Source organism: Finegoldia magna ATCC 53516, from assembly GCF_000159695.1.
Classification (GTDB): Bacteria; Bacillota; Clostridia; order Tissierellales; family Peptoniphilaceae; genus Finegoldia; species Finegoldia magna_F.
Genome location: NZ_CM000955.1, coordinates 334,515 through 360,799, shown reverse-complemented (window position 1 = coordinate 360,799; position 26,285 = coordinate 334,515). Strand labels below are relative to the sequence as shown.

The 26,285-nt window shown below is 31.9% G+C and carries 24 protein-coding genes, 1 tRNA gene and 1 riboswitch; of the genes, 21 read left to right on the top strand and 4 right to left on the bottom strand.

Annotated elements, in window-relative coordinates; all coding sequences use genetic code 11:
• Nucleotides 1-38: 38 nt before the first annotated feature.
• Together HMPREF0391_RS01615 and HMPREF0391_RS01610 are read right to left on the bottom strand one after the other, a co-directional pair.
• Nucleotides 39-1,670 (bottom strand): hypothetical protein, encoded by a 1,632-nt coding sequence (locus tag HMPREF0391_RS01615; RefSeq protein WP_230454529.1) that lies wholly within the window; start codon nt 1,668-1,670, stop codon nt 39-41.
• A gap of 53 nt (nt 1,671-1,723) precedes the next feature.
• Nucleotides 1,724-2,632, bottom strand: a complete 909-nt coding sequence (locus tag HMPREF0391_RS01610; protein ID WP_002835091.1) for an AAA family ATPase — start codon at nt 2,630-2,632, stop codon at nt 1,724-1,726.
• A gap of 80 nt (nt 2,633-2,712) precedes the next feature.
• On the opposite strand from HMPREF0391_RS01610, the gene HMPREF0391_RS01605 reads away from it, so the two are divergent.
• From HMPREF0391_RS01605 to metK, 18 genes are all read left to right on the top strand, one after another.
• Complete coding sequence (locus HMPREF0391_RS01605; RefSeq protein ID WP_002835090.1) at nt 2,713-3,525, top strand: J domain-containing protein; 813 nt, start codon at nt 2,713-2,715, stop codon at nt 3,523-3,525.
• Nucleotides 3,526-3,720: 195 nt separating this feature from the next.
• Nucleotides 3,721-4,431 carry a hypothetical protein gene (locus tag HMPREF0391_RS01600; protein ID WP_002835089.1) on the top strand — a complete coding sequence of 237 codons (711 nt, stop codon included), beginning with the start codon at nt 3,721-3,723 and terminating at the stop codon, nt 4,429-4,431.
• A 148-nt stretch (nt 4,432-4,579) separates the two neighbouring features.
• On the top strand, nt 4,580-5,566 hold the full coding sequence (locus HMPREF0391_RS01595; RefSeq protein ID WP_002835088.1) for an IS30 family transposase: 987 nt from the start codon (nt 4,580-4,582) through the stop codon (nt 5,564-5,566).
• A gap of 274 nt (nt 5,567-5,840) precedes the next feature.
• The gene (locus HMPREF0391_RS01590; RefSeq protein ID WP_002835087.1) at nt 5,841-6,149 is read left to right on the top strand and encodes a hypothetical protein; all 309 of its coding nucleotides are present in this window, start codon (nt 5,841-5,843) and stop codon (nt 6,147-6,149) included.
• Between the two features lie 2 nt (nt 6,150-6,151).
• Nucleotides 6,152-7,168 carry a V-type ATPase subunit gene (locus HMPREF0391_RS01585; protein ID WP_002835086.1) on the top strand — a complete coding sequence of 339 codons (1,017 nt, stop codon included), beginning with the start codon at nt 6,152-6,154 and terminating at the stop codon, nt 7,166-7,168.
• A gap of 12 nt (nt 7,169-7,180) precedes the next feature.
• Complete coding sequence (locus tag HMPREF0391_RS01580) at nt 7,181-9,112, top strand: V-type ATP synthase subunit I (RefSeq protein ID WP_002835085.1); 1,932 nt, start codon at nt 7,181-7,183, stop codon at nt 9,110-9,112.
• A gap of 13 nt (nt 9,113-9,125) precedes the next feature.
• On the top strand, nt 9,126-9,545 hold the full coding sequence (locus tag HMPREF0391_RS01575) for an ATP synthase subunit C (protein ID WP_002835084.1): 420 nt from the start codon (nt 9,126-9,128) through the stop codon (nt 9,543-9,545).
• A gap of 2 nt (nt 9,546-9,547) precedes the next feature.
• Nucleotides 9,548-9,856, top strand: coding sequence for a V-type ATP synthase subunit F (locus HMPREF0391_RS01570; RefSeq protein WP_002835083.1), 309 nt, complete (start codon nt 9,548-9,550; stop codon nt 9,854-9,856).
• 8 nt (nt 9,857-9,864) lie between these two features.
• Nucleotides 9,865-10,473: a V-type ATP synthase subunit E gene (locus HMPREF0391_RS01565; protein ID WP_002835082.1), complete on the top strand. Its 609-nt coding sequence runs from the start codon at nt 9,865-9,867 to the stop codon at nt 10,471-10,473.
• Nucleotides 10,466-12,232 (top strand): V-type ATP synthase subunit A, encoded by a 1,767-nt coding sequence (locus HMPREF0391_RS01560; RefSeq protein ID WP_002835081.1) that lies wholly within the window; start codon nt 10,466-10,468, stop codon nt 12,230-12,232. The genes HMPREF0391_RS01565 and HMPREF0391_RS01560 overlap by 8 nt, the downstream gene beginning before the upstream one ends.
• Before the next feature lie 8 nt (nt 12,233-12,240).
• A complete protein-coding gene (locus HMPREF0391_RS01555) occupies nt 12,241-13,617 on the top strand; it encodes a V-type ATP synthase subunit B (RefSeq protein WP_002835079.1) in 1,377 nt (458 codons plus the stop codon).
• Between the two features lie 4 nt (nt 13,618-13,621).
• Nucleotides 13,622-14,239: a V-type ATP synthase subunit D gene (locus HMPREF0391_RS01550; RefSeq protein ID WP_002835078.1), complete on the top strand. Its 618-nt coding sequence runs from the start codon at nt 13,622-13,624 to the stop codon at nt 14,237-14,239.
• Between the two features lie 86 nt (nt 14,240-14,325).
• The gene (locus HMPREF0391_RS01545) at nt 14,326-14,679 is read left to right on the top strand and encodes a hypothetical protein (protein ID WP_035109088.1); all 354 of its coding nucleotides are present in this window, start codon (nt 14,326-14,328) and stop codon (nt 14,677-14,679) included.
• A gap of 81 nt (nt 14,680-14,760) precedes the next feature.
• Complete coding sequence (gene pepF / locus HMPREF0391_RS01540; RefSeq protein WP_035109087.1) at nt 14,761-16,497, top strand: oligoendopeptidase F; 1,737 nt, start codon at nt 14,761-14,763, stop codon at nt 16,495-16,497.
• Nucleotides 16,498-16,508: 11 nt separating this feature from the next.
• The gene (locus HMPREF0391_RS01535) at nt 16,509-16,880 is read left to right on the top strand and encodes a VOC family protein (RefSeq protein ID WP_002835075.1); all 372 of its coding nucleotides are present in this window, start codon (nt 16,509-16,511) and stop codon (nt 16,878-16,880) included.
• A 1-nt stretch (nt 16,881) separates the two neighbouring features.
• On the top strand, nt 16,882-17,796 hold the full coding sequence (locus HMPREF0391_RS01530) for an ABC transporter ATP-binding protein (RefSeq protein ID WP_002835073.1): 915 nt from the start codon (nt 16,882-16,884) through the stop codon (nt 17,794-17,796).
• Nucleotides 17,796-19,004: an ABC transporter permease gene (locus HMPREF0391_RS01525; RefSeq protein ID WP_002835071.1), complete on the top strand. Its 1,209-nt coding sequence runs from the start codon at nt 17,796-17,798 to the stop codon at nt 19,002-19,004. The genes HMPREF0391_RS01530 and HMPREF0391_RS01525 overlap by 1 nt, the downstream gene beginning before the upstream one ends.
• 57 nt (nt 19,005-19,061) lie before the next feature.
• Nucleotides 19,062-19,157: riboswitch (SAM riboswitch) on the top strand.
• A gap of 46 nt (nt 19,158-19,203) precedes the next feature.
• Complete coding sequence (gene metK, locus HMPREF0391_RS01520; protein WP_002835069.1) at nt 19,204-20,382, top strand: methionine adenosyltransferase; 1,179 nt, start codon at nt 19,204-19,206, stop codon at nt 20,380-20,382.
• 111 nt (nt 20,383-20,493) lie between these two features.
• On the opposite strand, the gene HMPREF0391_RS09400 is transcribed toward metK, so the two are convergent.
• Nucleotides 20,494-20,590, bottom strand: a tRNA-Sec gene (locus tag HMPREF0391_RS09400).
• A 117-nt stretch (nt 20,591-20,707) separates the two neighbouring features.
• Complete coding sequence (gene selB / locus HMPREF0391_RS01515) at nt 20,708-22,585, bottom strand: selenocysteine-specific translation elongation factor (protein WP_002835067.1); 1,878 nt, start codon at nt 22,583-22,585, stop codon at nt 20,708-20,710.
• A 366-nt stretch (nt 22,586-22,951) separates the two neighbouring features.
• On the opposite strand from selB, the gene HMPREF0391_RS01510 reads away from it, so the two are divergent.
• Genes HMPREF0391_RS01510 through HMPREF0391_RS01500 form a run of 3 tightly spaced genes read left to right on the top strand, consistent with a single transcriptional unit; the run spans nt 22,952 to nt 26,264 of the window.
• Nucleotides 22,952-23,437, top strand: coding sequence for a complex I 24 kDa subunit family protein (locus HMPREF0391_RS01510; protein WP_002835065.1), 486 nt, complete (start codon nt 22,952-22,954; stop codon nt 23,435-23,437).
• A gap of 17 nt (nt 23,438-23,454) precedes the next feature.
• Complete coding sequence (locus HMPREF0391_RS01505) at nt 23,455-25,335, top strand: NADH-quinone oxidoreductase subunit NuoF (RefSeq protein WP_002835063.1); 1,881 nt, start codon at nt 23,455-23,457, stop codon at nt 25,333-25,335.
• A 5-nt stretch (nt 25,336-25,340) separates the two neighbouring features.
• Nucleotides 25,341-26,264 (top strand): 2Fe-2S iron-sulfur cluster-binding protein, encoded by a 924-nt coding sequence (locus HMPREF0391_RS01500; RefSeq protein ID WP_002835061.1) that lies wholly within the window; start codon nt 25,341-25,343, stop codon nt 26,262-26,264.
• Nucleotides 26,265-26,285: the final 21 nt, after the last annotated feature.

Sequence of the window (26,285 nt, the reverse complement as noted above, 5' to 3'; positions counted from 1 at the left end):
AGAATCATCTGGTTCTAACGGTTTCGTTTTGCAATGAATTACATATTAGATATTATATTTTTGATGAATGAGCCGACTGTTTTGCTGAACATTTCAGGTGATTTAATGTAGCAGAAATCATTAGTGAAGATTTCCTTCTCAAAAGTCAAATCATCTTGTGCTCCAGTGAACACTCCTAGTAATTTTATTTTTTGCATTCTAGTCAAGAAGACTTCTTTTGCAGTGTCTTTGACTGCCAATTCTCCGACGTAATCTTCCGCTTTAAATCTGGTTTTGCCGACAAAATTGAGATTTACAATGTTGTTGGGCTTACCGTCTGTTAACATTATCAAAAGTTTGGACTCCATTTGTTCCGTCATAATATTTCTCATAAATTTGAGTGCCAAACCGTCTCTGTTGGAGCCTTCTGGATGATAATGAAAAATATTTTTGCAGTTTTGTTCATCGTAGTCTTTGAATTTTGTAATTATCAGATAATCGTACATATCCTGAAAACCAAGTACACGAACTTTAATCGACAAATCACTCAGTGCTTTGGCGATTACATAAGCTTGTGCCGCTATAATTTCCTTCTTCTCACTTTGACTTGCAGACATATCCAATAACAAATCAACAGACATTGGACTGTTTTCGTTTTTGTATATTTTATTAAAAATTTTATTGTCGTTTAGTTTTGTGTGACGCCATGCTCTTTTAATATCGATAGTTCCGAACGTTGATCTTCTGACATCGTCATCTTCATTTTTGAGAAGAGCAAGTTTTAACATTTCACTTAAAACATTGACTTGACGATTGTATATTAGGATATTCTTCTCAAAATGTTTAACATTCTCATTGTAAGATTCCACCAAAAGATTCGTTCTGTAATTTTCAATTCTAGTAGAATTGGCGTTGACAATGTGGAAATTCACGTCAGAATGAATATCTGTGGACAGTTTGTTTTTCAAAGAATTCAAGATAGACTGATCAACGATACTTTTTCCGTACAATCTTTCAATATTTTGATGAACATCCTTAGTTCGTGAAGTTTTTTGAGTGGAGGAGTCGCTGTCGACATCCTCATCTTCCAATAATTTGTACAAATCTTCAGTAAACTCTTGTGATCCTATGGAATATTTTTCAAGTTGAGATACATTTTCTTGTTTTGTTATAATTTTCTGACTTGTTTTCTGGGTAACTGGTTTGACTTCTTTTTTTATCTTTTCAAAATTATCATTTTGAGAAATTGTCTTGTATGAGTAGAAATATTTATTTACAATCTTAATCATCAAATCTATCAAAGACAAGCTATCGTCACACTTTGTTTTAGTTAACATCAAGATTTCTCGTATGGACTTGGTAGTTGTCCAAGGCTTATCAGTGTAGTGATATTTCTCTAATTCTTCAGAAATGTTTCTAGGATTGGACTTATAATATTTGTCAGAATAGTATAATTTCTGCAATCTATCAAAATCTTCAAGTCCATTTCTTTCATTTATCATTTTATCTTTTAAATTGTTGTCTAAGATTATCATTAAAATCGTGGAGATATCCGTTTTATTTGACACATTATCAATTATTTTCATAACCGAATTCATATCGTAGAATCTGTAAGCAAATCCAAAAAGCGCAGTCTGAAAAATCTCGGCATAGATATTATCTTTAGTAATAAAATCTAAATTGGGGTTCATGTTATAATCTTCACTCAACAGCCAAAATAGATTTTTGGACCTTGAATCTTCCATTATTCAAATATCTCTTCCGGTTTCAAATCGTCCTTGAATATAGTGTCGATAATATCTTGCACGATTGTTTTTTCAAATTCATCGAATGTTTTATTAACAATTCCAAGTTTTAAGCTGGATTTTACGCTCAAACCTCTTTTCATAGCGTGGATTGAAGATAACAAACCACGCAAGTCGATACATCTTCCAGAAATTTCAGAATTCAAACTTTTTTCTTGTAAATCCATGAAGAATCTGACGAACATTTTTTGAGCAGTGTCTGTCAAAGAAAATTCTTCTGAAAGAATCTTGTTCAAAGTTTTTTCGTCTGTTTTTGGCATATCTATTACGAAAAATCTGGACAACAACGCTTCATTGATTTCACGCGTACCAGCGTATCCGTAATTCATTGTAGCCAAGAATCTTGTTTTATCGTGAATATCTACTTTTTCAAAACCAGGTATATCTATAATTCGACGATAATCCAAGACGGAGTGCATAATAGCAACAGAATCGTTCTTCGCCATATTAATCTCATCAAACACACAGAACCCCCCGTTTAGTGAAGATTCCAACACTGGACCTGCCTTGAAAATAACCTCATCGTTTTTCAAAGTATCCATCCCAATCAAACTTTCAGAATCTGTATTTACATGGAAAGAAATATTCCATTGTGGTCTTTGGAAAATATACGCCAAATTATCACATAATATATTCTTGCCGGTAGCTTTGGGACCAACCAATAACAAATTGTTCGCTTCCAAAATGCTTGTTATAGCCATTTCCAAAACTTCTTTTCCATAATAATTAAATCGTGGTTTTGGAATTCTGGATTTGAATTTGTCATCTACTTCATTATTCTTCAAAAATTTTTCTACATCTTTTATTAAATTTTTATTTATATTTTGTGATTCAAGTAAATTATTCATATTACCTCTTTCATAAACTATCTAATTTGTGACATTAGTATGATATAATAAATTAAAAGAAATTGGAAGTAGGTGAATAAATGAAGAAAGCATGGGGAGGTTTCGTAAAAGGATTTGCGAAATTTTTGGATGGATTTTTCGGATTTTTAATAGCATTTATAGAAACATTGGTTAATTTAACTGTAGGATTTAGGTATGTACTAGGATCCATACTATCCTTCGGTTGTATATTTATTTTGTTCTTTCCTTATATATTTTTCAAATACAAATGGGTTACATTTACGGTTTTGTTCATAACGATATTTCCTATTTTGGGTAAAGGATTCGTCAATTATCTAAAATATGTAAAATATTCTATGGTTGAATTCTTACGTGGATACGGGGATTATTATCTCAATAATTCACAAACAAAATACACTTCTTATTCTGATTACAAGAAGAAATACATCTTCAACAAACAAGAAGAAGAAAGAAAAGCGCGTGAAGAACGACAAAGACGTGAACAAGAAGAATGGACTAGAAGATTTGAGGAATGGTTCAATCAAAACGGATTTGGCTTCGATGATTTTGGATATTACCAACAACAAGGTCAATACGGTAGGTACAACCAAGGTTATGGTCAACAAGGATATGGATATCAAAACCAATACCAAAATCCAGTGGACGATTTCGTTAGAACTTACGAACAACATTGCGACACGTTGGGAGTTGGATACAATGCAGACAAGTACGAAATCAAATTGAATTACAGAAAACTTGCCAAGAAATATCACCCTGATATAAACAAAGCAGCAGATGCAACTGCGAAGTTCCAAGAAGTTAACAATGCATACGACTTTTTGTCCAATGAACAAAATATAGAAAGATACAACAGAATCAAAAACAAAAAATAGTTTACCGCTGGGAGAATATCTCCCAGTTTTTTATTGAAAAATTAGAAAAAATCTTGACACATTACGAGAAATGGTATAGATTAAAGTAAATACAACATAAATAATATAATCTACAATGAAGTTTAAGAAAAAACAAAATGTTCAACATTGTTATATTAATTAACAATGTAAATGAGAAAATGAAAGGAAATTAAAATGAAAAACAATAATGGTAGGAAGAAATCAACAAAAAAATTAACTATAGCTTTATGTATGGTTATTTTTGCAATTGTGTTTAGTTCAAAAGTTTATGCGGTTAAATTAGTTAATGAACAATCCAAAGTTAATGAATTAGAATTGCCTGAATTAGATTCTATGAAAATAACAAAACAAATTAAAAATAGAGGAAAAACTATAAAATCACAATCTACTTCTAGAGAAAATTACAAACAAATACAAGAACAATTGGGTGTTTCCCTTTTAAATAGTGAATTGTCAAAAGACGATAAGTACATGATTTCAGATGTTGAAACTGATAATAAAGATTATGCTATAATCAAATGTGACAATTATATTCTTGGAGATACATCAAACTACTCTTACAATGAAGAAGATGGATTTTATAGTTATGATGAAGGAAACTTGTACAAATCTCCAATATCAATACAAGCGGATATAATTTTAAGTGAAACTCAGCTTAACAATGTATGGACTACTGATTATTTGGGAATGTATGGTTTCGTAGAGCAATTTGTTTCGGAACAAGGATATAAAGTTAATTTAATTGAAACAAAAAATGACGGTAATCAACCACAAAATTTCGTATCTAAAAAGATAGCTGTTTTTGTAGCGGATGGAATTAGATATACATTGACAGGTAAAACAACTGTTGACAATATGAAACAAATAGTAAATTCAATGAAATAAAATATTTAGGTGCTGCACAATGTAAAATTGTGCAGTATTTTTTATTGATAATTTATCATAACAAGTGCAACATAAAATAACTCATAGCTAATCAGCTGTGTTAATATGTAAGTGACCAAACAAAACATATTAAAAGGAGCGATTAACTATGAGCTATAACCATCTTACCATAGAAGAGAGATCTTGTATCTATCAATTTTTAAATTTAGGAATGAGTATAAGAAAAATTGCACAAGCACTTAAAAGGTCACCTAGTACAATATCTCGAGAAATTAAAAGAAATTCTTCTAAAATAAAATCCAGTAGAGGAAGTTACACTAAATACTTCCCAATAAAGGCAAATGACAAATATCGTCATAGAAGGAAAGATTGTCATAGGAAAACCAAGTTTTCTAAAGATGTTATTGAGTATTTAACTATAAAAATTAATGAACATTGGTCACCTGAACAAATATCAAATAGAAATACAAATTCTATTAATCATATACCATCTACATCAACTATATATAGGCTTATACACGCAAAAAAACTGCCAAAAACCAGTATGGAAAATTTGAGAAGAAAAGGAAGATTTAAAAGACCAGCAGAAAAAAGAGGAAAATTTAACGATAAAGGCAGAACTATTAAGAAAAGACCTAAAGAAATATACAAAAGGCAAGAGCTAGGTCACTGGGAAGCAGATACAGTAGAATCAGGCAGGTTCGATCATAAAAGAAAAAGTGGATACTGTTTCGTAACTTTAGCAGAAAGAAAATCTAGATACTATATAGCAATTCTAGTTGAAAATAGAAAATCAGAAAATGTAACACCTGCAATAATCAATGCACTAAAAGATTTTACCAAAGAATTAGTGAAAACAATAACTTTTGATAGAGGTAAAGAATTTTCAGAATTTGAGAAAATAGAAAAAGAGTTAGGATGTAAAACTTATTTTTGTGACCCCTACTGTGCATGGCAAAAGGGTACAAATGAAAATAGTAATGGACTTTTAAGGGAGTTTTATCCTAAGGGTATGGATTTATCGGAAGTAAATATTAATGATTTAAATTATAACTTAAGTTTAATGAATAATAGACCTAGAAAATGTATACAATATAAAACACCTAAAGAAGAACTTTTTGGTTTCTTACCATAGGTGTTGCATTTGATTTGACAATTAGTCTATTGAAAAAAATATAAAAATTTAATCACGAAAATCAAAACTTTGTCTAAATTTTTAAAAATTTATTTTTCATTTAAAAGAATGTAAATTAAAAATATCAAAGTTACAGCAATCAAAAAATTATAATAAAAATGTTTTCATTTATACATATAGCAATTTTTATAAAAAATTCAACAATATATCTAAATTCTATTTCGATTTAAAAATTTATATGGGTTATAATAGGTAGATGTGAGGAAGTGAGTTTATGAAAGATATAATCAATAAAATAATTGAGATTGATAAAAAAGCACAGGATTTGGATGAATCTTTTCAAAATGATCTTGTGACTGAACAAAAAAAGCAAAAAGAAGCTATAAGACAGCTTGAAGACAAATATCAATCAGAATCTGTAACTAAACTTAATTCTGTCCATGAAGATATTATTAATAGCCAAAACAATAATATCGAAAATCAAAAGAAGAGTATTGAAGAAAAGAAAAATCACTTGAAGGAAATCTTCGATAAGAACGAGGATAGATTGGTGGATAAATTCTTCAACATTATTACGGAGTAATTATGGGATCTGCAAGATTATATAGTGCGCTTAATACTAAGATTTCTAAGATTAGCTCAGAGCTTTTGTCTGATGAAGATTTTAAGAAATTATTAGAAGCTGATACTAATAAGGATCAATATGATTATCTTTTGAAATTGGGAAAGATTGAGGGTGAATACGCAAACGAGGGCGTGAGTCAGTTTGAAAACAGTCTTAATGATAAGATGATTAAAACTGAAGAAAAGTTGAAATACTATATGAACGGCAGGTACAAGGATTTTTATAATTCTTTGTTGGAGTATTATGTCGTTGAAGATATTAAAACTTTGGCGCGTGTTATCGTTAGAAGGGAATACACCGATAGGTTGAATGATAATCTTATAGTTCTCAGGGATACAAAATTTTCTCGAATTTCTTCGTCGACTACGATTCAAGATTTTGTGGATATGTTAGATGAGCCATACAAATCTATTGTCGATAGGTACAAGGAAGAAAATCGTCACAGAATTTTGTTTTTTATTGAGATGAACTTGGATAGAAATTATTATTCAAACATTATCAAGATGAGTCAAGGTTTATCGAAACAAGATTCTAAGATTGTCCAAGATTATTATGGTGAAAAAATCGACTTATTGAATTTGGAATGGATTTATAGAGCTAACAAATATTATGAAATCAATAGCGAGATTATTTTCAACTTTACGATTTTGGGCGGTAAATTGTTCCAATTGGACGATTTGAAGAAGATTTCGTATATGGATTTTGATGAGTTGATGAAGTTTATTTCCGAAAGCAAGTATTCTTTCTTGGTTAATACCGACAATGATATTGATTTGTACATGGATAGGAGAGTTTACAGATATCTTTATTTCAAGGCTATGGATTTGCTACATACTAATAAGTACAATATTTCGAAACTTATTGCGATTGGCGAATTACTTGAGTTTGAAAAATTTGATATTGAAAAAAGTGTGGAATCTAAGAGATTTAATTTGGATTTTGAAAAGTCCAAGTCTTATCTGATTAGAAGAGTTTAAGGAAGTGGTAAATTGAGAGCAGAAAAAATGTACATGATGAATGTAGTTGGAAATCTGAAGTATCTTGAATCCACTATAAAAGATTTGTTGGATATTGGAAGTGTCGAACTTACTGATAGTTTGAGCCAAATCGAAAACAATACTTTTATCGTTAATATCAATAGTGAAAATATCGAAAAAACTATGGAGTTTAATAATGTTACTGGTTTTGAAAACAGGGATGTTAAGGAATTGAATTCTATTGCTGATAATTTGAAGGATATTTTCAAAATTGATTTGAAAGATGAGAGATTAAAAAGAGAGTACAACGAAGATGAAATCAAAGACTTCTACGGTTCTATTAAATCTAAGGTGGACAAGATCTACGATTGTGAAAACCAAATTGATGAAAATAAAAAAGAGTTAGAAGATTTGTATTTGATAGAAGATTTGGATGTTTCTATTGAAAGCTTGTGTGATATGAAGTATTTCGATTATCGCTTTGGCTATTTGTCTAAGGAAAATAGATTAAAGTTGAAGAAAAACTACGATAATATCATGGCAAGTGTACTTCATTTGGCAAGTAAGAACAAAAAGGAAGTTTATGTAGCTATTTATCCAAAAGATGTGTCCATTGAAACAGACAGAATTCTAAGGTCTTTGAATTGGACTGATATTAATATTAACAAGAATAGAAAAGATATTCCAAAAGAAATAATTTCCAAAATTGAATTGGAAAATGAAAACTTGGGAGCCCAAATCTCAGAATTAAATCAAAGTTTGAATGAGATTTACAGAGATAACAAAAGCAAAATCATTGATATGGTGATTTCTGCTAATTTGTTGATTCAATTAGAAGATGTGAAGAGTTTACTTGGAAGAAGTGAAAACTACTTTTACTTGGCAGGTTGGGTTCCTGAATCAGCTAAGAGTGTTGTTCAAGAAAAATTATCTGCATACGATGATATGTTCATTAATTTCTTGGATGCAGATGACAGTGGACTAACTCCTCCCACCAAGCTCAAAAACAACAAATTTTTTAAACCGTTTGAGCTTTTAGTAAACATGTATGGAACTCCAAATTACAAGGAAATCGACCCTACTGTATTTTTTGGGTTGACTTATATGTTGTTGTTCGGGGCTATGTTTGGAGATTTGGGACAAGGCGCTGTGATGTTTGTAGCAGGTGTTTTGTTAGCTAAGTTCAAGGACAAAATGATGGGTGGACTTCTTGAAAGAATTGGTGCAAGTTCCATGATTTTTGGGATTTTTTACGGTTCTTTCTTCGGATTAGAAGGAGTTATTCCAGCGTTATTTTTAAAACCATTTGAAAATATCAACAAGGTTTTGATTATAGCTATAGGCCTTGGAATTGTACTTTTATTGATGGCTTATGTTTTAGGATTATGCAATAATTATATTTTTAAAGATGTGCAAGAAGGACTTTTCGGACAAGAAGGTTTGGCAGGATTTTTGTTGTTCTTGTTGTTCTTGTTATTAGCTGCAACTGTAGCATTAGAATTACACATTGTGCCTGTTGGAGTAATAGCAGCTTGTATGTTGATTGTGATTTTCGTTATGATTTTCAAGGTTCCATTGACACAACTTTTGTACAAGAGAAGACCTCTTCACAATGGATTAGATGTTACAGGTTATTATGTCGAAAGTTCATTTTCAATTATTGAAACTTTGATTTCGATGTTTTCTTCAACGGTATCATTTATAAGAGTAGGAGCATTTGCTATCAACCACGTTGGTTTGTTCTTGGCATTCACATCTATCGGTAAGATGATAGGAACAAATGCAGGGAATGTAGCTATGATAATTGTAGGTAATATCGTGATTTTGGGTCTTGAAGGTTTGATTGTGTTTATTCAATCGTTGAGACTTGAATATTATGAATTGTTTAGTAAGTATTTTAAAGGTGACGGAATTTTATTCCAACCAACTATAAAGAGAATTTAAAGGAGATAAATTTATGTATTTTATTTTAATTTCAACAGCAATAATAGTTTTATTAACTATAGGTTCAGGTGTTTATTTGTTATATAACAACACTGATTCATCAAAAACAAAATTAAAAAAAGCTTTAAGAACTAATCTTTTTGCTATAATTCCATGTCTTGTAATGGCATTTGTATTTTTAATGCCAAACTCAGCATTTGCAGAATCTGCAGCTGGTGCATCTAATGGTCTTGGTCTTTTAGCAGCAGCTTTATCAACAGGTCTTGCAACAATTGGTACTGGTTATGCAGTAGGTGTTGTAGGTTCATCAGCATTGGGAGCTGTTAGTGAAGATCCATCATTATTAGGTAAATCATTAATTTATGTAGGATTAGCAGAAGGTATTGCAATTTACGGATTGGTTATTTCAATTCTTATTTTGCAACAATTATAATTATGAAATCCGTAATTATAAGTGCGGATAATGTTACAAATCTTGGTATGCGCCTTGCTGGAATCACAGGTTTAGTTGCGAATAACGAAGCTGAAATGAAGAGAGCTTTCAAGGCTGCAACTATTGATGACACTTTGGGTGTTGTCATTATCACTGAGGAAGTATTCAATACTATAAAAGATGAAGTGACAAAACACAAAGACAAGGGTAAGAAGCCATTGGTTGTAACAATACCCGGAAGAAATGGACTTGAAGACAAAGATTTCTTGATGAAATACATTAAGGGGTCTATAGGAATTAAGGTAGATTAGAGGTAGAAATGATTTTATTAGAAAAGAAATTAGATATTTTTAACAAAATAATCTATGCGAATAAGAAAAAAGATTATGAAAAGAAACTTCTTGAGGTAAAAAACTCTAATCAAAATGAGCTAAAAGAATACGAACAAAAATTAATTGATGAATACAATTTAAATTTGAAAAAAAGAACCAGAAAAGCTGAACAAAAATCTATCGAAAAATTGAGAACTGCTGAACAAGAAAGCAGAAGAGAGCTTTTGGTTTTAAAAGAAAATGTATTGCAAAAATTGTTTGATAATGTTACTAAAAAAATATTGGATTTTGTGAAGACCGATGAGTACAAAGAAAAATTAATCAGGAACATTGAAGAAAACTTGGCTGATTTGGATTATAAGGTAGTGTTGTTGGTTTTACAAAACGATTATGATTATGTAACTAAGAATTTCAGTTCAGAAAAAGTCGAAGAAATCAAATCCATTCCTAACAATTACTTGGGAGGATTTATGATTCAAGATGTAGAAGAAACAGTGAATTTTGATTACACTTATTTGTCAAAAATGCAAGATTGCAAACATGAAATGGGTGAAGATATTCATAATCTAATGACAGGCGGTGATATCAATGAATAATGGTAAGATTTTTTCTATTAATGGTCCTGTAATAAAAGGAAGAAATATGACCGATTTTACAGCCAAGGAAATGGTGTTAATCGGTGAAAAGAAATTAATCGGAGAAGTTATCAGTCTTGAAGATGATATTGCGGTTATCCAAGTTTATGAAGAAACTGAAGGATTGAAAAAAGACGATGAGATTTATCATACTAACAAACCACTTTCATTAAAATTGGGACCTGGTTTGTTGAAGAATATGTTTGATGGTATTGAAAGACCATTAAAAGAAATCAGAGACAAATTTTCAACTTTTATCCCAGAAGGTATTGGACTTATTTCAATTGATGAAGAAAAATTATGGGATGTCACTATAAAAGTTAAAAATGGTGACACTGTTACTCAAGGACAAATCATAGCAGAAGTTCCAGAAACAGAAGCTATCGTTCACAAAATTATGATTCCAGTTGGAGTTAATGGTACTGTCAAAAACGTGCTTGAAAATGGCAAGTACAATATTGAAACTACTATTATGCAAGTTGAAGATGATTTTGGGAATGTAACAGATATAAAATTATACCAAGACTGGCCAATCAGAATTCCAAGACCTTCCAAAGAAAGACTAGATGTCGATCGTTTATTGGAAACTGGTCAAAGAATTTTGGATGTGTTTTTCCCACTTGCAAAAGGTGGTACTGTAGCAATTCCGGGTGGATTTGGTACAGGAAAAACAATGACACAACACCAATTGGCAAAATACGCCGACGCAGATATTATTATTTACATTGGTTGTGGTGAACGCGGTAACGAAATGACAGAAGTATTGGAAGATTTTCCTAAACTTATCGATCCAAACAACGGAAAGCCACTTATGGAAAGAACTGTGTTGATTGCAAATACTTCCAACATGCCAGTAGCAGCCAGAGAAGCAAGTATCTACACTGGAATTACAATGGCAGAATATTTTAGAGATATGGGATATGATGTCGCAATAATGGCAGACTCCACTTCTCGTTGGGCAGAAGCTCTTCGTGAAATTTCAGGAAGACTTGAAGAAATGCCTGCAGAAGAAGGATATCCTGCATATCTTCCATCAAGAATTGCACAATTCTACGAAAGAGCAGGGATTGTAAAAACTTTGAACGACAACGAAGGATCAGTTACAATTATCGGAGCAGTTTCTCCAGCTGGTGGGGATTTCAGTGAACCAGTTACAGAAAACACAAAGAGATTCGTAAATGTGTTCTTGGGTTTGGATAAGGACTTGGCATATTCAAGACACTATCCAGCAATTAACTGGATGAGCAGTTATTCTTCTTATGTAGAAAAATTAAGAGATTATTACGAATCTAAACTTGGCGAAGATGTTGTAGATTTGAGAAATCAAATGCTTAAATTGTTATACGAAGAAGACAAATTAAAGGAAATAGTAATGCTTGTTGGTGAAGATGTTCTTCCAGATGATCAAAGATTGATTTTAGATATTTCAAATGTAATGAAGCTAGGATTTTTGCAACAAAATGCTTTCAGTAAGGTGGACACTTATGTTCCTCTTAAAAAGCAAGTTGAAATGCTTAAAACTATCAAATTATTATACGAAGAAGGTCGCAAAGCGATCAAAGAACAAATTCCTATTTCTCAAGTTAAAAATGCAGATTTGTATTCAAAAGTTATCGCCATGAAAAACACAATTTCCAACGAAGATTTAAGTGGAATCAAAGATTTAAATGACGAAATCAAAGAATTTTATAGCGATTTGATTAGCAAATACGAAAAGTAGGTGATTTTATGATAAAAGAATACATTAAACTAAAAAAAGTTGAAAGTTCAATTATAGAAGTTGAAAATGTAAATGAAGCATCTTTTGGTGAAGTTGTCGAAGTAAAATCATCTGCATCAGATAAATCAATGGTTGGTAAAGTTGTAAACATTAACGACGATACTGTTACTATTCAAGTATTTGGTGACAGTACAGGAATGAGTACACAAAATACTAAGGTTAGATTTACACAAAGACCATTCGAAATAGCTTTGTCAGAAGATATTTTGGGAAGAAAATTCAACGGAATTGGTCAACCAATTGATGATGGGGGAGATATTTACGCCGCAAAACGCTACAACGTAAATGGTCGTGCCATCAACCCAGTTTCCAGAGTTTACCCAAGAGATTTTATACAAACAGGAATCAGTTCAATAGATTGCTTGATGACTTTAATCAGAGGACAAAAACTTCCGGTATTTTCTGGATCTGGAATGAGTCACAATAGATTGGCTGCACAAATCGTTCGTCAAGCGAAAATCAAAGGTGCAAACGAAGATAACTTTGCAATTGTATTCGGAGCGATTGGTGTAAAACATGACGAAGCAAGATTTTTCGAAGATACTTTCAGACAATCTGGTGTATTGAATAATGTGTGTATGTTTGTAAATTACGCTGACGATTCAATAATGGAAAGAATTATAACTCCAAGAGCAGCTTTGACTGCAGCAGAATACTTGGCTTTCGAAAAAAATTATCACGTTTTGGTAATCATAACTGATTTGACAAGTTATGCAGAAGCTCTTCGTGAAGTTTCATCAAAAAGAGAAGAAGTTCCTTCCAGAAAGGGCTATCCAGGATATTTGTATTCTGATTTGGCATCATTGTATGAAAGAGCAGGTATGATAAAAGATGCAGAAGGTTCTGTAACTTTGATTCCAATTTTGACAATGCCAAACGACGACATCACACATCCTATTCCAGACTTAACAGGATATATCACTGAAGGACAAATTGTTTTGGAAAGAAGTTTGATGCAAAAAGACATTTATCCACCAATCAATGTTCTTCCATCATTATCCAGACTTATGAAAGATGGTATTGGTGAAGGATATACTAGAGAAGATCATCCAGATGTAAGTAGCCAATTATTTTCAAGTTATTCTCACGTTCAAGAAGTTAGAGATTTGGCACAAATTATCGGCGCAGATGATTTGAGTGAAGCAGATCAAAAATATTTGAAATTTGGAGACGAATTTGAAAATAGATTTGTAAGACAAGATTATTATGAAAACAGAGAAATCGAAGAAACATTGGATCTTGCGTGGGATTTATTGAAGATTTTACCAGAAAACGAATTGGACAGATTATCACCAGAAATGATAAAACAACATATGAACAGGTGATTATATGGCAGTTTATAAGATGACTCCTACAAAGGGGAATTTAATAAAAGCTAAAAAGACATTGGATTTTTCCAAAAAAGGTTACAATCTTTTGGATAAAAAAAGAACTGTCCTCATCAAAGAAATGATGGGGCTAATGAAAAAAGCACAAACTCTTCAAGATTCCATCGAAAAAGAGTTTGAAGAAGCTTACGCTCTTTTAACGGAAGCATCAATAACAGTTGGAACTGATAGACTTGAAGAAATTTCCCGTTCGATTAGTCACGAAAAAGAATTCGATATAATTTACAAATCAGTAATGGGAGTTGAAGTTCCAAACATTGTATATCCAAAATCAAAAGCCGAAGCGCAATATGGTTTCTTCAGAACTAATGCTTCGTTCGATAGAGCTGTTCTTGCATTCAACAAAATTAGAGAGACTATCTACGAGTTAGCAGAAATGGAAAATGCAGTGTACAAATTGGGTAAGGAAATCAAAAAAACTCAAAAACGTGCCAATGCGTTGGATAAAATACAAATTCCAAAATACGAACAATCCATCAAAGATACTGAAGATATCTTAGCTGAAAAAGAAAGAGAAGAATTCTTCAGATTGAAGATGGTCAAAAAGAAAAAGAAATAAATTTCGGTTGGGCAGATGGTTTGCCTGACCGATTTTTTTGTTATAGTATAGATATAACAAATCAATTAAAAGGAGGAGATAAGAGTATGTTAAAATTCATAGCACAATGTATTTGGTGGCAAGATATTAGAAAACCTGAGAAAATTTCTGAAAATATTATAAGAATATTGTATATGGCATTGGAATTATTTATCAGCTGGTTGTTGATAATGTATTTGACAAATTTCAGCTTAAATAAAGTTGTTTATGTAATCTTATCTGTTTATGTAGTGTTATCTTTGTTGACTTTCGGAGCTATCAGGTCATACTTGCTTGAGATTTCTGAGGATAAACCTCTTTTTTCTTGGGGATTTTGGGTTTTGGGTTGGCCGATTTCTTTAATCGGCTTATTCTTTTTGGCTTTTAATAAAGAAAATATTTTGAAAAAAACTGAAAAATAATTTTAGGGAATTCTAAAACGAATTCTTTTTTTGTTTGTGATTGATGTGTGTTTGGGGTATTATATAAAGAGAGGTGATTTTATGTGTAATTGGGATTTGTCCAAGATGTATAAGGACAAAAATGCAATCGAAAAAGATATTAAATTAGTTAACGAAAATATTAATAAAATTGATGAGTTGAAGAAAAATGAAAAGGATAATTTCGTAAAAATATTGGATTTACTTTTCGAAACTGACAGAGTAATGGATAATTTGTACACTTACGCTTCAATGAAAAAGGATGAAAACAGCAAGGTTTCAGATAGTGTAAAATTGGAATTGGAATTATCATCATTGTACAACAAGCTACAATCTAGATTTTCTTTTGTTGAACCATTTGTTTTATCATTAAAAGAAGATGAACAAGACAAACTTATCAAAGAAAATCCAAGTTATGAAATATTTTTCAAAAAGATTTTGAGATTTAAGGAACACACTTTATCTGCAGAAGAAGAAAACATTATTTCTCTTATGAGTGAAGCTATGTCAAGCCCTCACAATGATTTCTATAGTTTGCAAAACACAGATATGGAATTTCCTTATGTAGAATCAATCGATGAAAAGCTTACAAATGCAAATTTTGTTCCACTATTATCTAAGCTTCCACGTGAACAAAGAAAAGAAGTTTTTGAAAAATATTACGATGAATTAGCTAAATACAACAATACATTTGGCTCTACTTTGTATGCAAATATCAAAAACTTGGTTATACTATCTAAAATCAAAAAATACGACAGTGCAAGACAAATGGAATTGTTCAACGACGATGTTGAAGAAGTTGTGTACGATAATTTGATCGACATTGTGCACGAATATTTGCCATACATGTACAAATACTATAAGGCAAGAACAAAATTGTTAGGATTAGATGAGCACCACATGTACGATGTTTATGTTCCATCTACAAAAGGTTTTGACCGTGAAATCCCATTTGAAGAAGCTAAGAAAATGGTGATTGAAGCTGTAAAACCAATGGGAGAAGAATATCAATCTATCATGAAGAAGGCTTTTGAAGAAAATTGGATTGATGTATATCCAAAAGATGGCAAGAAACCAGGCGCTTATAGTTGGGGATCTTACGACTCTTATCCATATATTTTATTAAACTACACAAATGATGTGGATTCTGTGTTCACTTTGATTCACGAATTGGGTCATTCGATTCATTCATATTATTCAAGAGCTAACAATGAGTTCAAATATGCAGGTTATACTATATTTGTTGCGGAAGTTGCAAGTACTTGTAACGAAATGTTGTTGTTGGATTATATGATTAAAAACGCTAAGAATGACGATGAAAAACTATACTTGTTAGATCATCACATCAACTCATTCAAATCAACAATTTTCAGACAAACTATGTTTGCAGAATTTGAACGAGAAACTCACAAATTAGTTGAAGAAGAAAAGGCATTAACTGGAGAAGATTTCAACGAAATCTACCTTAACTTAAACAAAAAATACTTTGGAGATAGTGTTGTATCAGATGATTTGATTAAGTACGAATGGTCAAGAATTCCTCATTTCTACACTAACTTCTATGTGTATAAGTATGCTACAGGTCTTAGTTCATCATCAATCTTGTCACAAAAGATTTTATCGGGAAATGAGCAAGATTTGGAAAACTACAAGAATTTCTTGAAAGATGGTAACAAAAACTATCCTCTAGTACAACTTAAAAACGCTGGAGCAAACATCAAAGATAAAGAAGTTTTGAGAACTGCTTTTGAAGTTTTTAAAGAAAAAGTATTAGAATTTGAAGAAATTGTCAATAAATAAAGGAGATAATCATGAAATACAAATCATTACACACATGTATAAGAGTAACTAACTTGGAAAAATCAATCGAATTTTATGAAAAAGCATTGGGAATGGAAGTTACAAAAACAAAAGATTTCCCAGAAGATGAATTCACACTTGTGTATATGACAAGTGATCACGATTACGAAATAGAATTGACTTACAACTACGGAAAAACAGATTATACTCATGGTGATTTCTACGGTCACATGGCTTTTGAAGTTGAAGATTTGAAAAAATCGCACGAATATCACAAATCTTTAGGTTATGAAGTTGATGAATTAGGCGGACTTGAAGGAGTTGCAAAGTTTTATTTCATGAAGGATCCAGATGGATTCAACATCGAAATAATCGGTAAATAGTATGAATCTTGAGTTAAAACATGTGAACAAATCTTTTGGAGATAACAAAGTTTTAACCGATATTTCATTTAAAGTTGAAAGCGGACGTGCTTTTGGGTTTTTGGGTAGAAATGGAGCCGGAAAAACTACAACTATGAGAATCATTACGGATGTTTTGAGTGCTGATAGTGGGCAAGTTTTGGTTAACGGCTCTCCCATTAACCATGATGAAGTTAATATCGGATATCTTCCTGAAGAAAGAGGATTGTATTCTAATGAAAAAGTGTTCACACAGTTGTATTATTTTGCCAGACTCAAAGGCACCGATAGGAGAAGTGCGCTTCAAAATGTCAGATATTGGCTTGACAGATTTGACCTTGCAAAATACAAGAACAGAAAATTGTCCACTTTATCAAAAGGTTTGAGACAAAAAGTTCAAATAATTTCGGCTCTTTTAAATGATCCGGATATTTTGGTTCTTGATGAGCCGTTTTCTGGACTTGATCCAATCAATGCTCATGAACTTAAACTAGCTGTGGGAGAATTTATACAAAATCAAAAAATTGTTATATTTTCCAGCCATTTAATGAGCTATGTAGAAGAATTCTGCAGGGATGTTTGTGTCATCGAAGAGGGAAGAATTATTTTGAATGGCGACTTGAATGAAATCAAAGCTTCTATGGCTGAGAAGAAGATGCTACTTAATGCAAACAACATGGGAATTTGGGAATTGAAAGAATTGTTAGAAGCAGAAAACTTGATTTATCCAGATGCTGTTGTCAGAGAATTCAAGCTGTTGGTTAGACTTACTGAGAATGTAACGAAAGAAGACATATTGGAATTTATGATGCTTAATCAAATCGACATCAATTGTTTCAGCCAATATGAACCAAGTCTTCAAGATGTTTTCGTGTCAAAGGTTGGTGTTAGAGAATAATGAAAAAATTCAGCAGAGTATTTAATTTTGAATTTAACTCCATAATCAGACACAATTCGTATTTGATTGCTACATTGGTGATTACAGTATTGGTGTTTGCTTTGTCTTTCTTGCCAAGGTTTATGCCATCTATTTTCAACAACACCAATGCAGGTGCAAACAAAAACGCAACCGTTGATATTAATGCGCTCACATTCAAAAACACTTGCATTTATTCGTCAAATAAGGATATTGACGTTGAATATTTAAAGACTATCATGGGACTTGAAAGTAAAGATGTGCTTACTTCTGAGGCTGATGTAAAAAAAGCTGTAGAAAATGGTGAATACAATATAGGATTTGTAGTAGAAACTCCAACTAAGTTCAATTCTTATATCAAAAACAAAGAATTTATGGACGATCATTCCGAAAGATTCACGAGAGCTTTGGAAAAATATAATTACGATAAAAGCTTGATAAATAATGGGGTAGATCCTGGAATAATTGAAAAAAATTCTAAGGCAAAGATAGATTTTACGGAAAAAGTTTTGAATAAAGACAGGTCGCATTCATTTGTATTTTCCATAGTTTTTGTCATTCTTTTTGATTTGATGATACTTTTTTACGGAAGCGTTATGAGTAACAATATTTCAAGGGAAAAAAAGGATAAGACAATTGAGGTGCTTTTATCATCTGCAAAGCCAAGTGTATTTGTGTTTGGTAAACTTTTGAGTTCAGCAGTTTTAGGATTAATCCAATATTTTATATTTATTTTTGCGGGAATAATCGGAATATTTGTCAATAAAAACTACTATCCAGAAGGAATATGGACGTTTTTCACAAATACTTTGAGTATAAAATTCTTGTTGACTATACTTTTATTTGTAGTGTTTGGATTTGTTTTGTATTTGATTTTGTTCCAAATTCTTGGACTTGCTGTAAAAAGAGCGGAAGAAGTTAACTTCCTAATAGTTCCAATATTTTTGGTATTGGTAGGATTGTTCTTCGTGATAATAAATTCATTGGGAAAAGACAGCGATCTTTTGATTAAAATATTATCGTTTGTGCCATTTTCATCGGCAACTTTGATGCCTGTTAGATTTTTATTGAATGATGTAAAACTATTGGAAATCGGAATATCATTTGGATTGATGCTTGTTGTGATAGTTTTGTTGCTAGTAAGAGCAATAAAAATGTATCGCAAAAGCGCAATGGAAAATATCGATTAAAGCACTTGACAGAATCTTATAATAGTGTTAGTGTTATATTGTAACAATTAGATAATTATCTTATTAAGAGCAGTGGAGGGAATGGGCCCTATGAAACTCAGCAACCTATTAAATTAGGTGCTAAATCCCACAGGAAATCCTGAAAGATAAGTTTACACATCCTTACCTTTTCAGGTGAGGATTTTTTTATGGAGGTATTATGAAAAACATATTTTTAACATCTGAATCAGTTACTGAAGGTCACCCAGACAAGGTTTGTGACCAAATTTCTGATGCAATATTAGATGCAATAATTAAAGAAGACAAGGATGCAAGGGTTGCTTGTGAAACTTGTTCAACAACAGGACTTGTTATGGTAATGGGTGAAATCACTACAACAAGTTATGTGGACATCAGATCGATCGTCAGAAAAACTTTGGAAGAAATCGGATATGATAATGCTGATTATGGTATTGATGCAGGAACTTGCGCAATCATTACTTCATTAGAAGAACAATCTACAGACATCGCACAAGGTGTTGATGAATCTGAAGAATACAAGGGCAATAAATCAGACGAATACGATAGATACGGTGCAGGAGACCAAGGAATGGTATTCGGTTATGCAACTAATGAAACAGAATCAGGATTGCCATTGCCATTGGAATTATCACACAAATTAGCAAGAAGACTTGCAACTGTTAGAAAAGAAAAAATCTTAAATTATTTGAGACCAGATGGCAAGACACAAGTAACTGTTGAATACGAAAACGACGCACCAAAAAGAATTGAAGCTATCGTAGTTTCAACACAACACGATCCAGACGTTGATTATGAACAATTAAAGGAAGACATCAAAAGAGAAGTTATCTTGAAAATCGTAGATGAATCTATGATTGACGAAAACACAAAATTCTTCATCAACCCAACAGGAAAATTCGTAATCGGCGGACCAATGGGAGATGCTGGACTTACAGGAAGAAAAATCATCGTAGATACTTACGGTGGATTCTGTAATCACGGTGGTGGAGCATTCAGTGGCAAAGACCCTACAAAAACTGATAGATCAGCAGCATATTTTGCAAGATATATCGCAAAAAATGTCGTAGCAGCTGGACTTTGCGACAAATGTGAAGTAGGTTTCTCTTATGCAATCGGAGTTGCAAAACCAATCAGTATGTTCATTAACACATTTGGAACAAATAAAATCGAAGAAGGAAAAATTATTCAAGCAATAAATGAAAACTTTGATGCAAGACCAAAAGCAATCATCGACAAATTGGATTTACAAAGACCAATTTATAGAGATGTTGCAAGCTACGGACATTTCGGACGTAATGATTTGGATTTATCATGGGAAAAATGTGATAAAGCAGAAGCTTTGAAGAAATATCTATAAAACAAAAAATCAGTGAATGTTAAAATATTTCAACACTCACTGATTTTTTTTAGTACTTTTTTAGTACTCCAAAAAAAATAGATAGCTAAATTTAGCTATCTAGAGTATGTATGGCGGGAAATGGTAGGAATCGAACCTACCCGGGCAGCTCCTAACTACCTGAGACGGTTTTGAAGACCGCAGGGCACACCAGCACCCATCAATTCCCAAATACTTTAATATTATACCAAAACTACAGTTAATTTACAAATTATTTTACATTCAATTCACAAAACTGTAATAAATATAATAGATTAGGGCAATGCATAAGCAAAGCCCAATTCTATTATTTAAAATCTTTTACTTTAACTCTGTCATTTTCAATTCTCTTAGTATAGCCTTTAATGTCCAAAGTTTCTAGAAGTGTAATTGCACTTTTTCTTGACATATTAAGCATATCTTTGAGTTCTTTCACATTCAAAGTTTTGTTCTTATTGAAGTGATCATCGACAGTTTTGATAAATTTGTCGTAGCATTTTTTAGAAATCAAGAAGTTATCTCTTAAAATTACGACATCTTTTTGCAATAAAATTCCCAAAATAGTCTTGTCCTTTTGGTTGTGAACAACATTGTCTATCTTCAATAATTTGTCGAATTGGTTTTGGCAAATATCTTGAAGCATTTTCTTTCTGATTTTTTCATCTTCATCACTTAACTGAACTTTGTGACATTTAGATGATATTATACCACTTTCTTCCATCAAAACTTCTTGGTCGATTAAATCTTTAATCATGTAATTGAAGAAAGGTCTGTCATCGTCTAGTTGCAATTTTTTAAGAAGTTCTTCTTTGTTAATTCCAGGTAACAAAGGATTTGTTTTGTGGAATGAAATCACAAACATTTTTAATTTACCTAATAATTTTAAATAAGCTTCTTTTTCTAAAACTTTATCATTTCTAATTACAACTTTATCTTCTTGTTTTAGTTCATCCAACTCTTTTAAAACTTTGTCCTTAGATTCAGAAGAATAGAATACCAAGTCATCTATTTTAGTAGGGAAAGTTTCGTCTTGTAGATAATTTAGGATGATATCTTTGATTTTGCCTTCTTCTTTGATTTTAAGATTTTCAATGATTTCTTCATCAAATAACTTATGTTTTCTTACAGAACCATCTATTATAATTCCGCCACCGATTGTAACTTGTGGTGAGAATTGTCTTAAAATAAATGGATCAGATGTTTTTGCATAGATTTTTTCTTCAAGTCTTATTTGAACCAAAGCTTGAGAACCTGGTTGTATTACTTGTTTATCAAGAGGAACAACTCTTCCGAAAATTTCTTTTGTTCCGTGGAATAATCTAACTCTGTCCCAGTGGTTAAGAGGAGAGGCGCTTTCAAGTAGCGTAAGTCTAACATCTATCATATTGAAAGCTTTTAATGAGTTTTTCTTAGCTATTACGTAACCTCTGTCTATTTCATCCAAATTAAGATTTATATTCAAAGCAACCCTTTGGGATGGGTGAGCGACGTTTACATTCTTATTGTGAACTTGAATATTTTTAATGTTGATATCTTTTTCTATTGGATAAATAAAAGATTCTCCCTTGTGAATATCACCGTCTAATAAAGTTCCTGTTACAACTGTTCCAATTCCTTTTACGTTGAATTTTCTGTCGATATTCATTCTGTAATCTCTTTCGGCGTGTTTTTGCTTCAAATTCTTGGATTCAGAATCAATCATTTGAATCAAATTATCTATTCCTCTTTTCGAAATAGAATCTACTTCGCAAATAGGACAATTTTCAAGGAAAGTTCCTTTTACTAATTCTTTAACTTGTTCGATTGTTTTTTCAGTTTCTTCATCAGTTGCCAAGTCTCTTTTGGTTAAAACTACGATTCCTTCAGTTTTATTCAAAAACCTAAGTATATCCAAATGTTCAACAGTTTGTGGCATTACACCTTCCTTACAGTCGATACATAAAAGAATCATATCCATTCCAAAAGTACCGGTCATCATATTTTTTACGAATTTTTCGTGACCTGGCACGTCAATTATTCCAGCTCGTTGACCACTTGGAAGATCAAAATAGCTAAAACCTAAATCGATAGAAATTCCTCTCTTTTTTTCTTCCGGTAGTCTATCAGTGCTATTTCCGGTTAAAGCTTTTATTAATGTAGTTTTTCCATGATCAATATGGCCAGATGTACCTATAATAAAATCCATATAACCTCCAATTAATTTATTAATGTATATTATACCATATTTCGTTATCTTTTATAAAACATAAGGAAATTATTTTCATAAATTTTTGCGTAAACAGTTTAATTTAATTAAATGAAGTAATAACAATTTAAATATATCAATTACTTTATCAATATAATAAAGTTAATTATCCGTATAATACATTATAAGGAATATATATTCAACAAAAGTGCGTAAATATGATAATATTTAAAATGATAATGAATATTAATGAGGTTTTTCAACATAATACTAATTTACTTTAGACAATATAAGTGGTATAATTAAAAATATAAAAGAAAAATAATTTCGATAACACAAGGAAAACAATTTTTTAGGAGGATTTTAATGAGTTTTACATTTGACTTAAAAGAACATGCTTCTCAAGTCGAAGAATTTCGAGAATTTGTAAGAAGCAAAAAGGATATTAAAGGTCCTTTGATGCCCGTTCTACAACGTGCACAAGATGAATTTGGTTATTTGCCTAAGGAAATTATTACAATGATTTCTAAAATATTAGACATTCCTTTGTCAGAAATTTACGGTGTTATAACTTTTTATGCACAATTTTCTTTGATTCCAAAAGGAAAATATGATATTCAAGTTTGCGAAGGAACTGCTTGTTATGTAAAAGGAGCTCAAAGAGTTTCTGAAAAACTACAAGAGATTTTGAAGATTCCTGCAGGTAGTACTACCGAAGATCAAAAATTTTCCATCACACCATGTAGATGTGTTGGTTTGTGCGCATTAGCTCCAGTTATTGTTATTAACGGCGATGTGTACGGTAAGGTAGCTGTTAATGAATTAGAATCAATTATTAGTAAATATAATTAGTTATTAGGGGATTTGTTATGAATATTGAAAAACTTAATGAGATAAGAGACGAGTATGCAAAAAATATAAAGATGCGTGAACTCGTAAAGGATAAAATTTATGTTGAACATACTAATCCAAAAGAAAAACAAATAGTTGTGTGTGGTGGAGCTGGTTGTGAAGCTACAGGCGCTAAATCTTTGATTGATGAGTTTAACAAATATATAGAAGAAGAAAAAATTGAAAACGTAGTGGTTGTTCCAGTAGGATGTATCGGACTTTGCGAAACTGGTCCTAACGTTGTTGTATATCCTGAAGGAATTTTCTACACAAGAGTTAAATTATCAGATGTTAAGAGCATTGTCGACAAATCAATTGTAAATGATGATGTTGATGAAGATGTTGTTTATGAAAATGCAAAACAAGATGATAAGATTTTGAAATACAATTCAGTTGATTTCTACGATAAACAATTTAAGATAGCTTTAAGAAATGTAGAAAAAATTCAATTAGAATCTTTGAACGAATATATTGGTGCAGATGGTTATCAAGCTTTACATAAAGCCATTTTTGATTTAGACCAAAAAGAAATAATTGAAGAAATGAAGAAATCAGGATTGAGAGGTCGTGGAGGAGCAGGTTTCCCTACAGGAAGAAAATGGGAATCAGCTTATAAAGTAGAAAATAATCAAAAATATGTTATCTGTAACGCAGACGAAGGAGACCCTGGTGCGTTTATGGACAGAGCAATCCTAGAAGGAGACCCTCATTCAGTATTAGAAGGTATGGCTATTTGTGGTAGAGCTATAGGTGCTAATCAAGGTTTTATCTATGTAAGAGCAGAGTATCCAATTGCAGTTAAGAGATTGAGAATTGCAATTCAACAAGCAAAAGAAATGAATCTTTTAGGAAACAACATTTTTGGTTCTGATTTCTCATTTGATATCGAATTGAGATTGGGTTCTGGAGCTTTCGTATGTGGTGAAGGTACTGCGTTGATGGAATCTATCGAAGGAAGACGTGGAATGCCTCGTACTAAAATATTCAGAACTGCTGAGAGAGGATTGTGGGATAAGCCAACTATTATCAACAATGTTGAAACATTTGCTAACGTTCCAGCAATTATGTACAAAGGAGCAGATTGGTTTACAAGTTATGGTACAGAAGGTTCTCCAGGAACTAAAGTATTCGCTTTAGGTGGTAAAGTTGTAAACACTGGCTTGGTGGAAGTTCCAATGGGATCTACTCTAAGAGAAATCATATTTGATATCGGTGGTGGAATTAAAGACGGCAAGAAGTTCAAAGCTGTTCAAACAGGTGGACCATCTGGTGGATGTATTCCAGAAGAATTCTTGGATACTCCGGTTGATTTTGAATCATTGGCAAAAATCGGTTCAATCATGGGATCAGGCGGAATGATTGTTATGGATGAAGACGACTGTATGGTTGATATCGCCAGATTCTTCCTTGAATTCACTGTAGATGAATCTTGCGGTAAGTGTGTTCCATGTCGTGAAGGTACTAAGAGAATGCTAGAAATCTTAGAAAAAATCACTTCAGGAAAAGGTGAAGATGGAGATATCGAAGCATTAGAAGATTTGTGTGACACTATTACTTCTGCATCACTTTGTGGTCTTGGACAAACAGCTCCAAATCCAGTTATCTCAACATTAAAATACTTCAGAAATGAATATGAAGCTCACATTTACGATAAGAAATGTCCTGCTCATGCATGTAAGGCACTTTTATCATACGAAATAACAGACAAGTGTATAGGTTGTACAAAATGTGCTAAAAATTGCCCTGTAAGTTGTATAGAAGGAGAAGTTAAGAAACAACACGTTATCGACAAATCTCAATGTATCAAATGTGGTAATTGCGAAACTGTATGTCCTGTTCACGCAGTAGTTAGGAGATAGATAGTATGATTACTGTAACTATTGATGGAAAAGTAATTCAAACTGATAAGCCTAAATTCATAATCGATCTAGCAAGAGAAAATGGAATTGATATTCCAAACTTATGTTACGATAAAAATTTGGATGTAGTGAGCGCTTGTAGACTTTGTCTAGTTGAAGTTGAAGGAAGCAAGAAATTAATGACAGCTTGTTCTACTTTGGCAAAAGATAACATGGTCGTTCACACAAAAACTGATAGATTAATTAAACACAGACAAAGAATTCTTCAAATGTTGTTGGATTCTCATCCAAATGATTGCTTGACTTGTCAAAAATCCGGTGAATGTCAATTGCAAAAGTATTCTTATGAATACGGAGTAAAATTCAGAGAACATGACGGGGCAAAAAGAGAAAAATTAGTTGACGATTCTTCTCCATACATCATTAGAGATGATAGCAAGTGTATACTTTGTGGCAAGTGCGTAAGAACTTGTAATGTTATGGATGATAGAAAAATCCTTAATTTCTCAAATAGAGGTTACGAAACAAGAATTAACTTAGATATTAACGATACATTTGAATCTTCTTATTGTATTTCTTGCAATAGATGCGTAGTAGCTTGTCCAGTAGGTGCATTGATGGATAAGAGAGCTATGAATTTAGGTAGAAAATGGGAGTTAGAAACTAAGAAAGTTCAATGCAAAGTTTGCGAATACGGATGTGAATTCGAAGTTTTGAGAAAAAATGGCAAGAATATTGCATTGAGAGCATTAAGTCCAGAAAATGGAAGACCACTTTGCTTAAAGGGTAGATTAACTACAGAATTGTTGAATGTGGATAATCCAAAACAACCTTACAAAAAGATTGGTGGAGAATTTGTCGAAGCTAGCTGGAATAATGTATTAGGTTTGGACAAGATTTTAGACAAAATCGAAAAAATAGATAATTAATATATAAATATAGAGAATGAA

Bases quoted from the DNA above. Each gene is read 5' to 3' on its own strand.
- HMPREF0391_RS01615 (WP_230454529.1), bottom strand. From the start codon at position 1,670: ATGAACCCCAATTTAGATTTTATTACTAAAGATAATATCTATGCCGAG.
- HMPREF0391_RS01610 (WP_002835091.1), bottom strand. From the start codon at position 2,632: ATGAATAATTTACTTGAATCACAAAATATAAATAAAAATTTAATAAAA.
- HMPREF0391_RS01605 (WP_002835090.1), top strand. From the start codon at position 2,713: ATGAAGAAAGCATGGGGAGGTTTCGTAAAAGGATTTGCGAAATTTTTG.
- HMPREF0391_RS01600 (WP_002835089.1), top strand. From the start codon at position 3,721: ATGAAAAACAATAATGGTAGGAAGAAATCAACAAAAAAATTAACTATA.
- HMPREF0391_RS01595 (WP_002835088.1), top strand. From the start codon at position 4,580: ATGAGCTATAACCATCTTACCATAGAAGAGAGATCTTGTATCTATCAA.
- HMPREF0391_RS01590 (WP_002835087.1), top strand. From the start codon at position 5,841: ATGAAAGATATAATCAATAAAATAATTGAGATTGATAAAAAAGCACAG.
- HMPREF0391_RS01585 (WP_002835086.1), top strand. From the start codon at position 6,152: ATGGGATCTGCAAGATTATATAGTGCGCTTAATACTAAGATTTCTAAG.
- HMPREF0391_RS01575 (WP_002835084.1), top strand. From the start codon at position 9,126: ATGTATTTTATTTTAATTTCAACAGCAATAATAGTTTTATTAACTATA.
- HMPREF0391_RS01570 (WP_002835083.1), top strand. From the start codon at position 9,548: ATGAAATCCGTAATTATAAGTGCGGATAATGTTACAAATCTTGGTATG.
- HMPREF0391_RS01565 (WP_002835082.1), top strand. From the start codon at position 9,865: ATGATTTTATTAGAAAAGAAATTAGATATTTTTAACAAAATAATCTAT.
- HMPREF0391_RS01560 (WP_002835081.1), top strand. From the start codon at position 10,466: ATGAATAATGGTAAGATTTTTTCTATTAATGGTCCTGTAATAAAAGGA.
- HMPREF0391_RS01555 (WP_002835079.1), top strand. From the start codon at position 12,241: ATGATAAAAGAATACATTAAACTAAAAAAAGTTGAAAGTTCAATTATA.
- HMPREF0391_RS01550 (WP_002835078.1), top strand. From the start codon at position 13,622: ATGGCAGTTTATAAGATGACTCCTACAAAGGGGAATTTAATAAAAGCT.
- HMPREF0391_RS01545 (WP_035109088.1), top strand. From the start codon at position 14,326: ATGTTAAAATTCATAGCACAATGTATTTGGTGGCAAGATATTAGAAAA.
- pepF (WP_035109087.1), top strand. From the start codon at position 14,761: ATGTGTAATTGGGATTTGTCCAAGATGTATAAGGACAAAAATGCAATC.
- HMPREF0391_RS01535 (WP_002835075.1), top strand. From the start codon at position 16,509: ATGAAATACAAATCATTACACACATGTATAAGAGTAACTAACTTGGAA.
- HMPREF0391_RS01530 (WP_002835073.1), top strand. From the start codon at position 16,882: ATGAATCTTGAGTTAAAACATGTGAACAAATCTTTTGGAGATAACAAA.
- HMPREF0391_RS01525 (WP_002835071.1), top strand. From the start codon at position 17,796: ATGAAAAAATTCAGCAGAGTATTTAATTTTGAATTTAACTCCATAATC.
- metK (WP_002835069.1), top strand. From the start codon at position 19,204: ATGAAAAACATATTTTTAACATCTGAATCAGTTACTGAAGGTCACCCA.
- selB (WP_002835067.1), bottom strand. From the start codon at position 22,585: ATGGATTTTATTATAGGTACATCTGGCCATATTGATCATGGAAAAACT.
- HMPREF0391_RS01510 (WP_002835065.1), top strand. From the start codon at position 22,952: ATGAGTTTTACATTTGACTTAAAAGAACATGCTTCTCAAGTCGAAGAA.
- HMPREF0391_RS01505 (WP_002835063.1), top strand. From the start codon at position 23,455: ATGAATATTGAAAAACTTAATGAGATAAGAGACGAGTATGCAAAAAAT.
- HMPREF0391_RS01500 (WP_002835061.1), top strand. From the start codon at position 25,341: ATGATTACTGTAACTATTGATGGAAAAGTAATTCAAACTGATAAGCCT.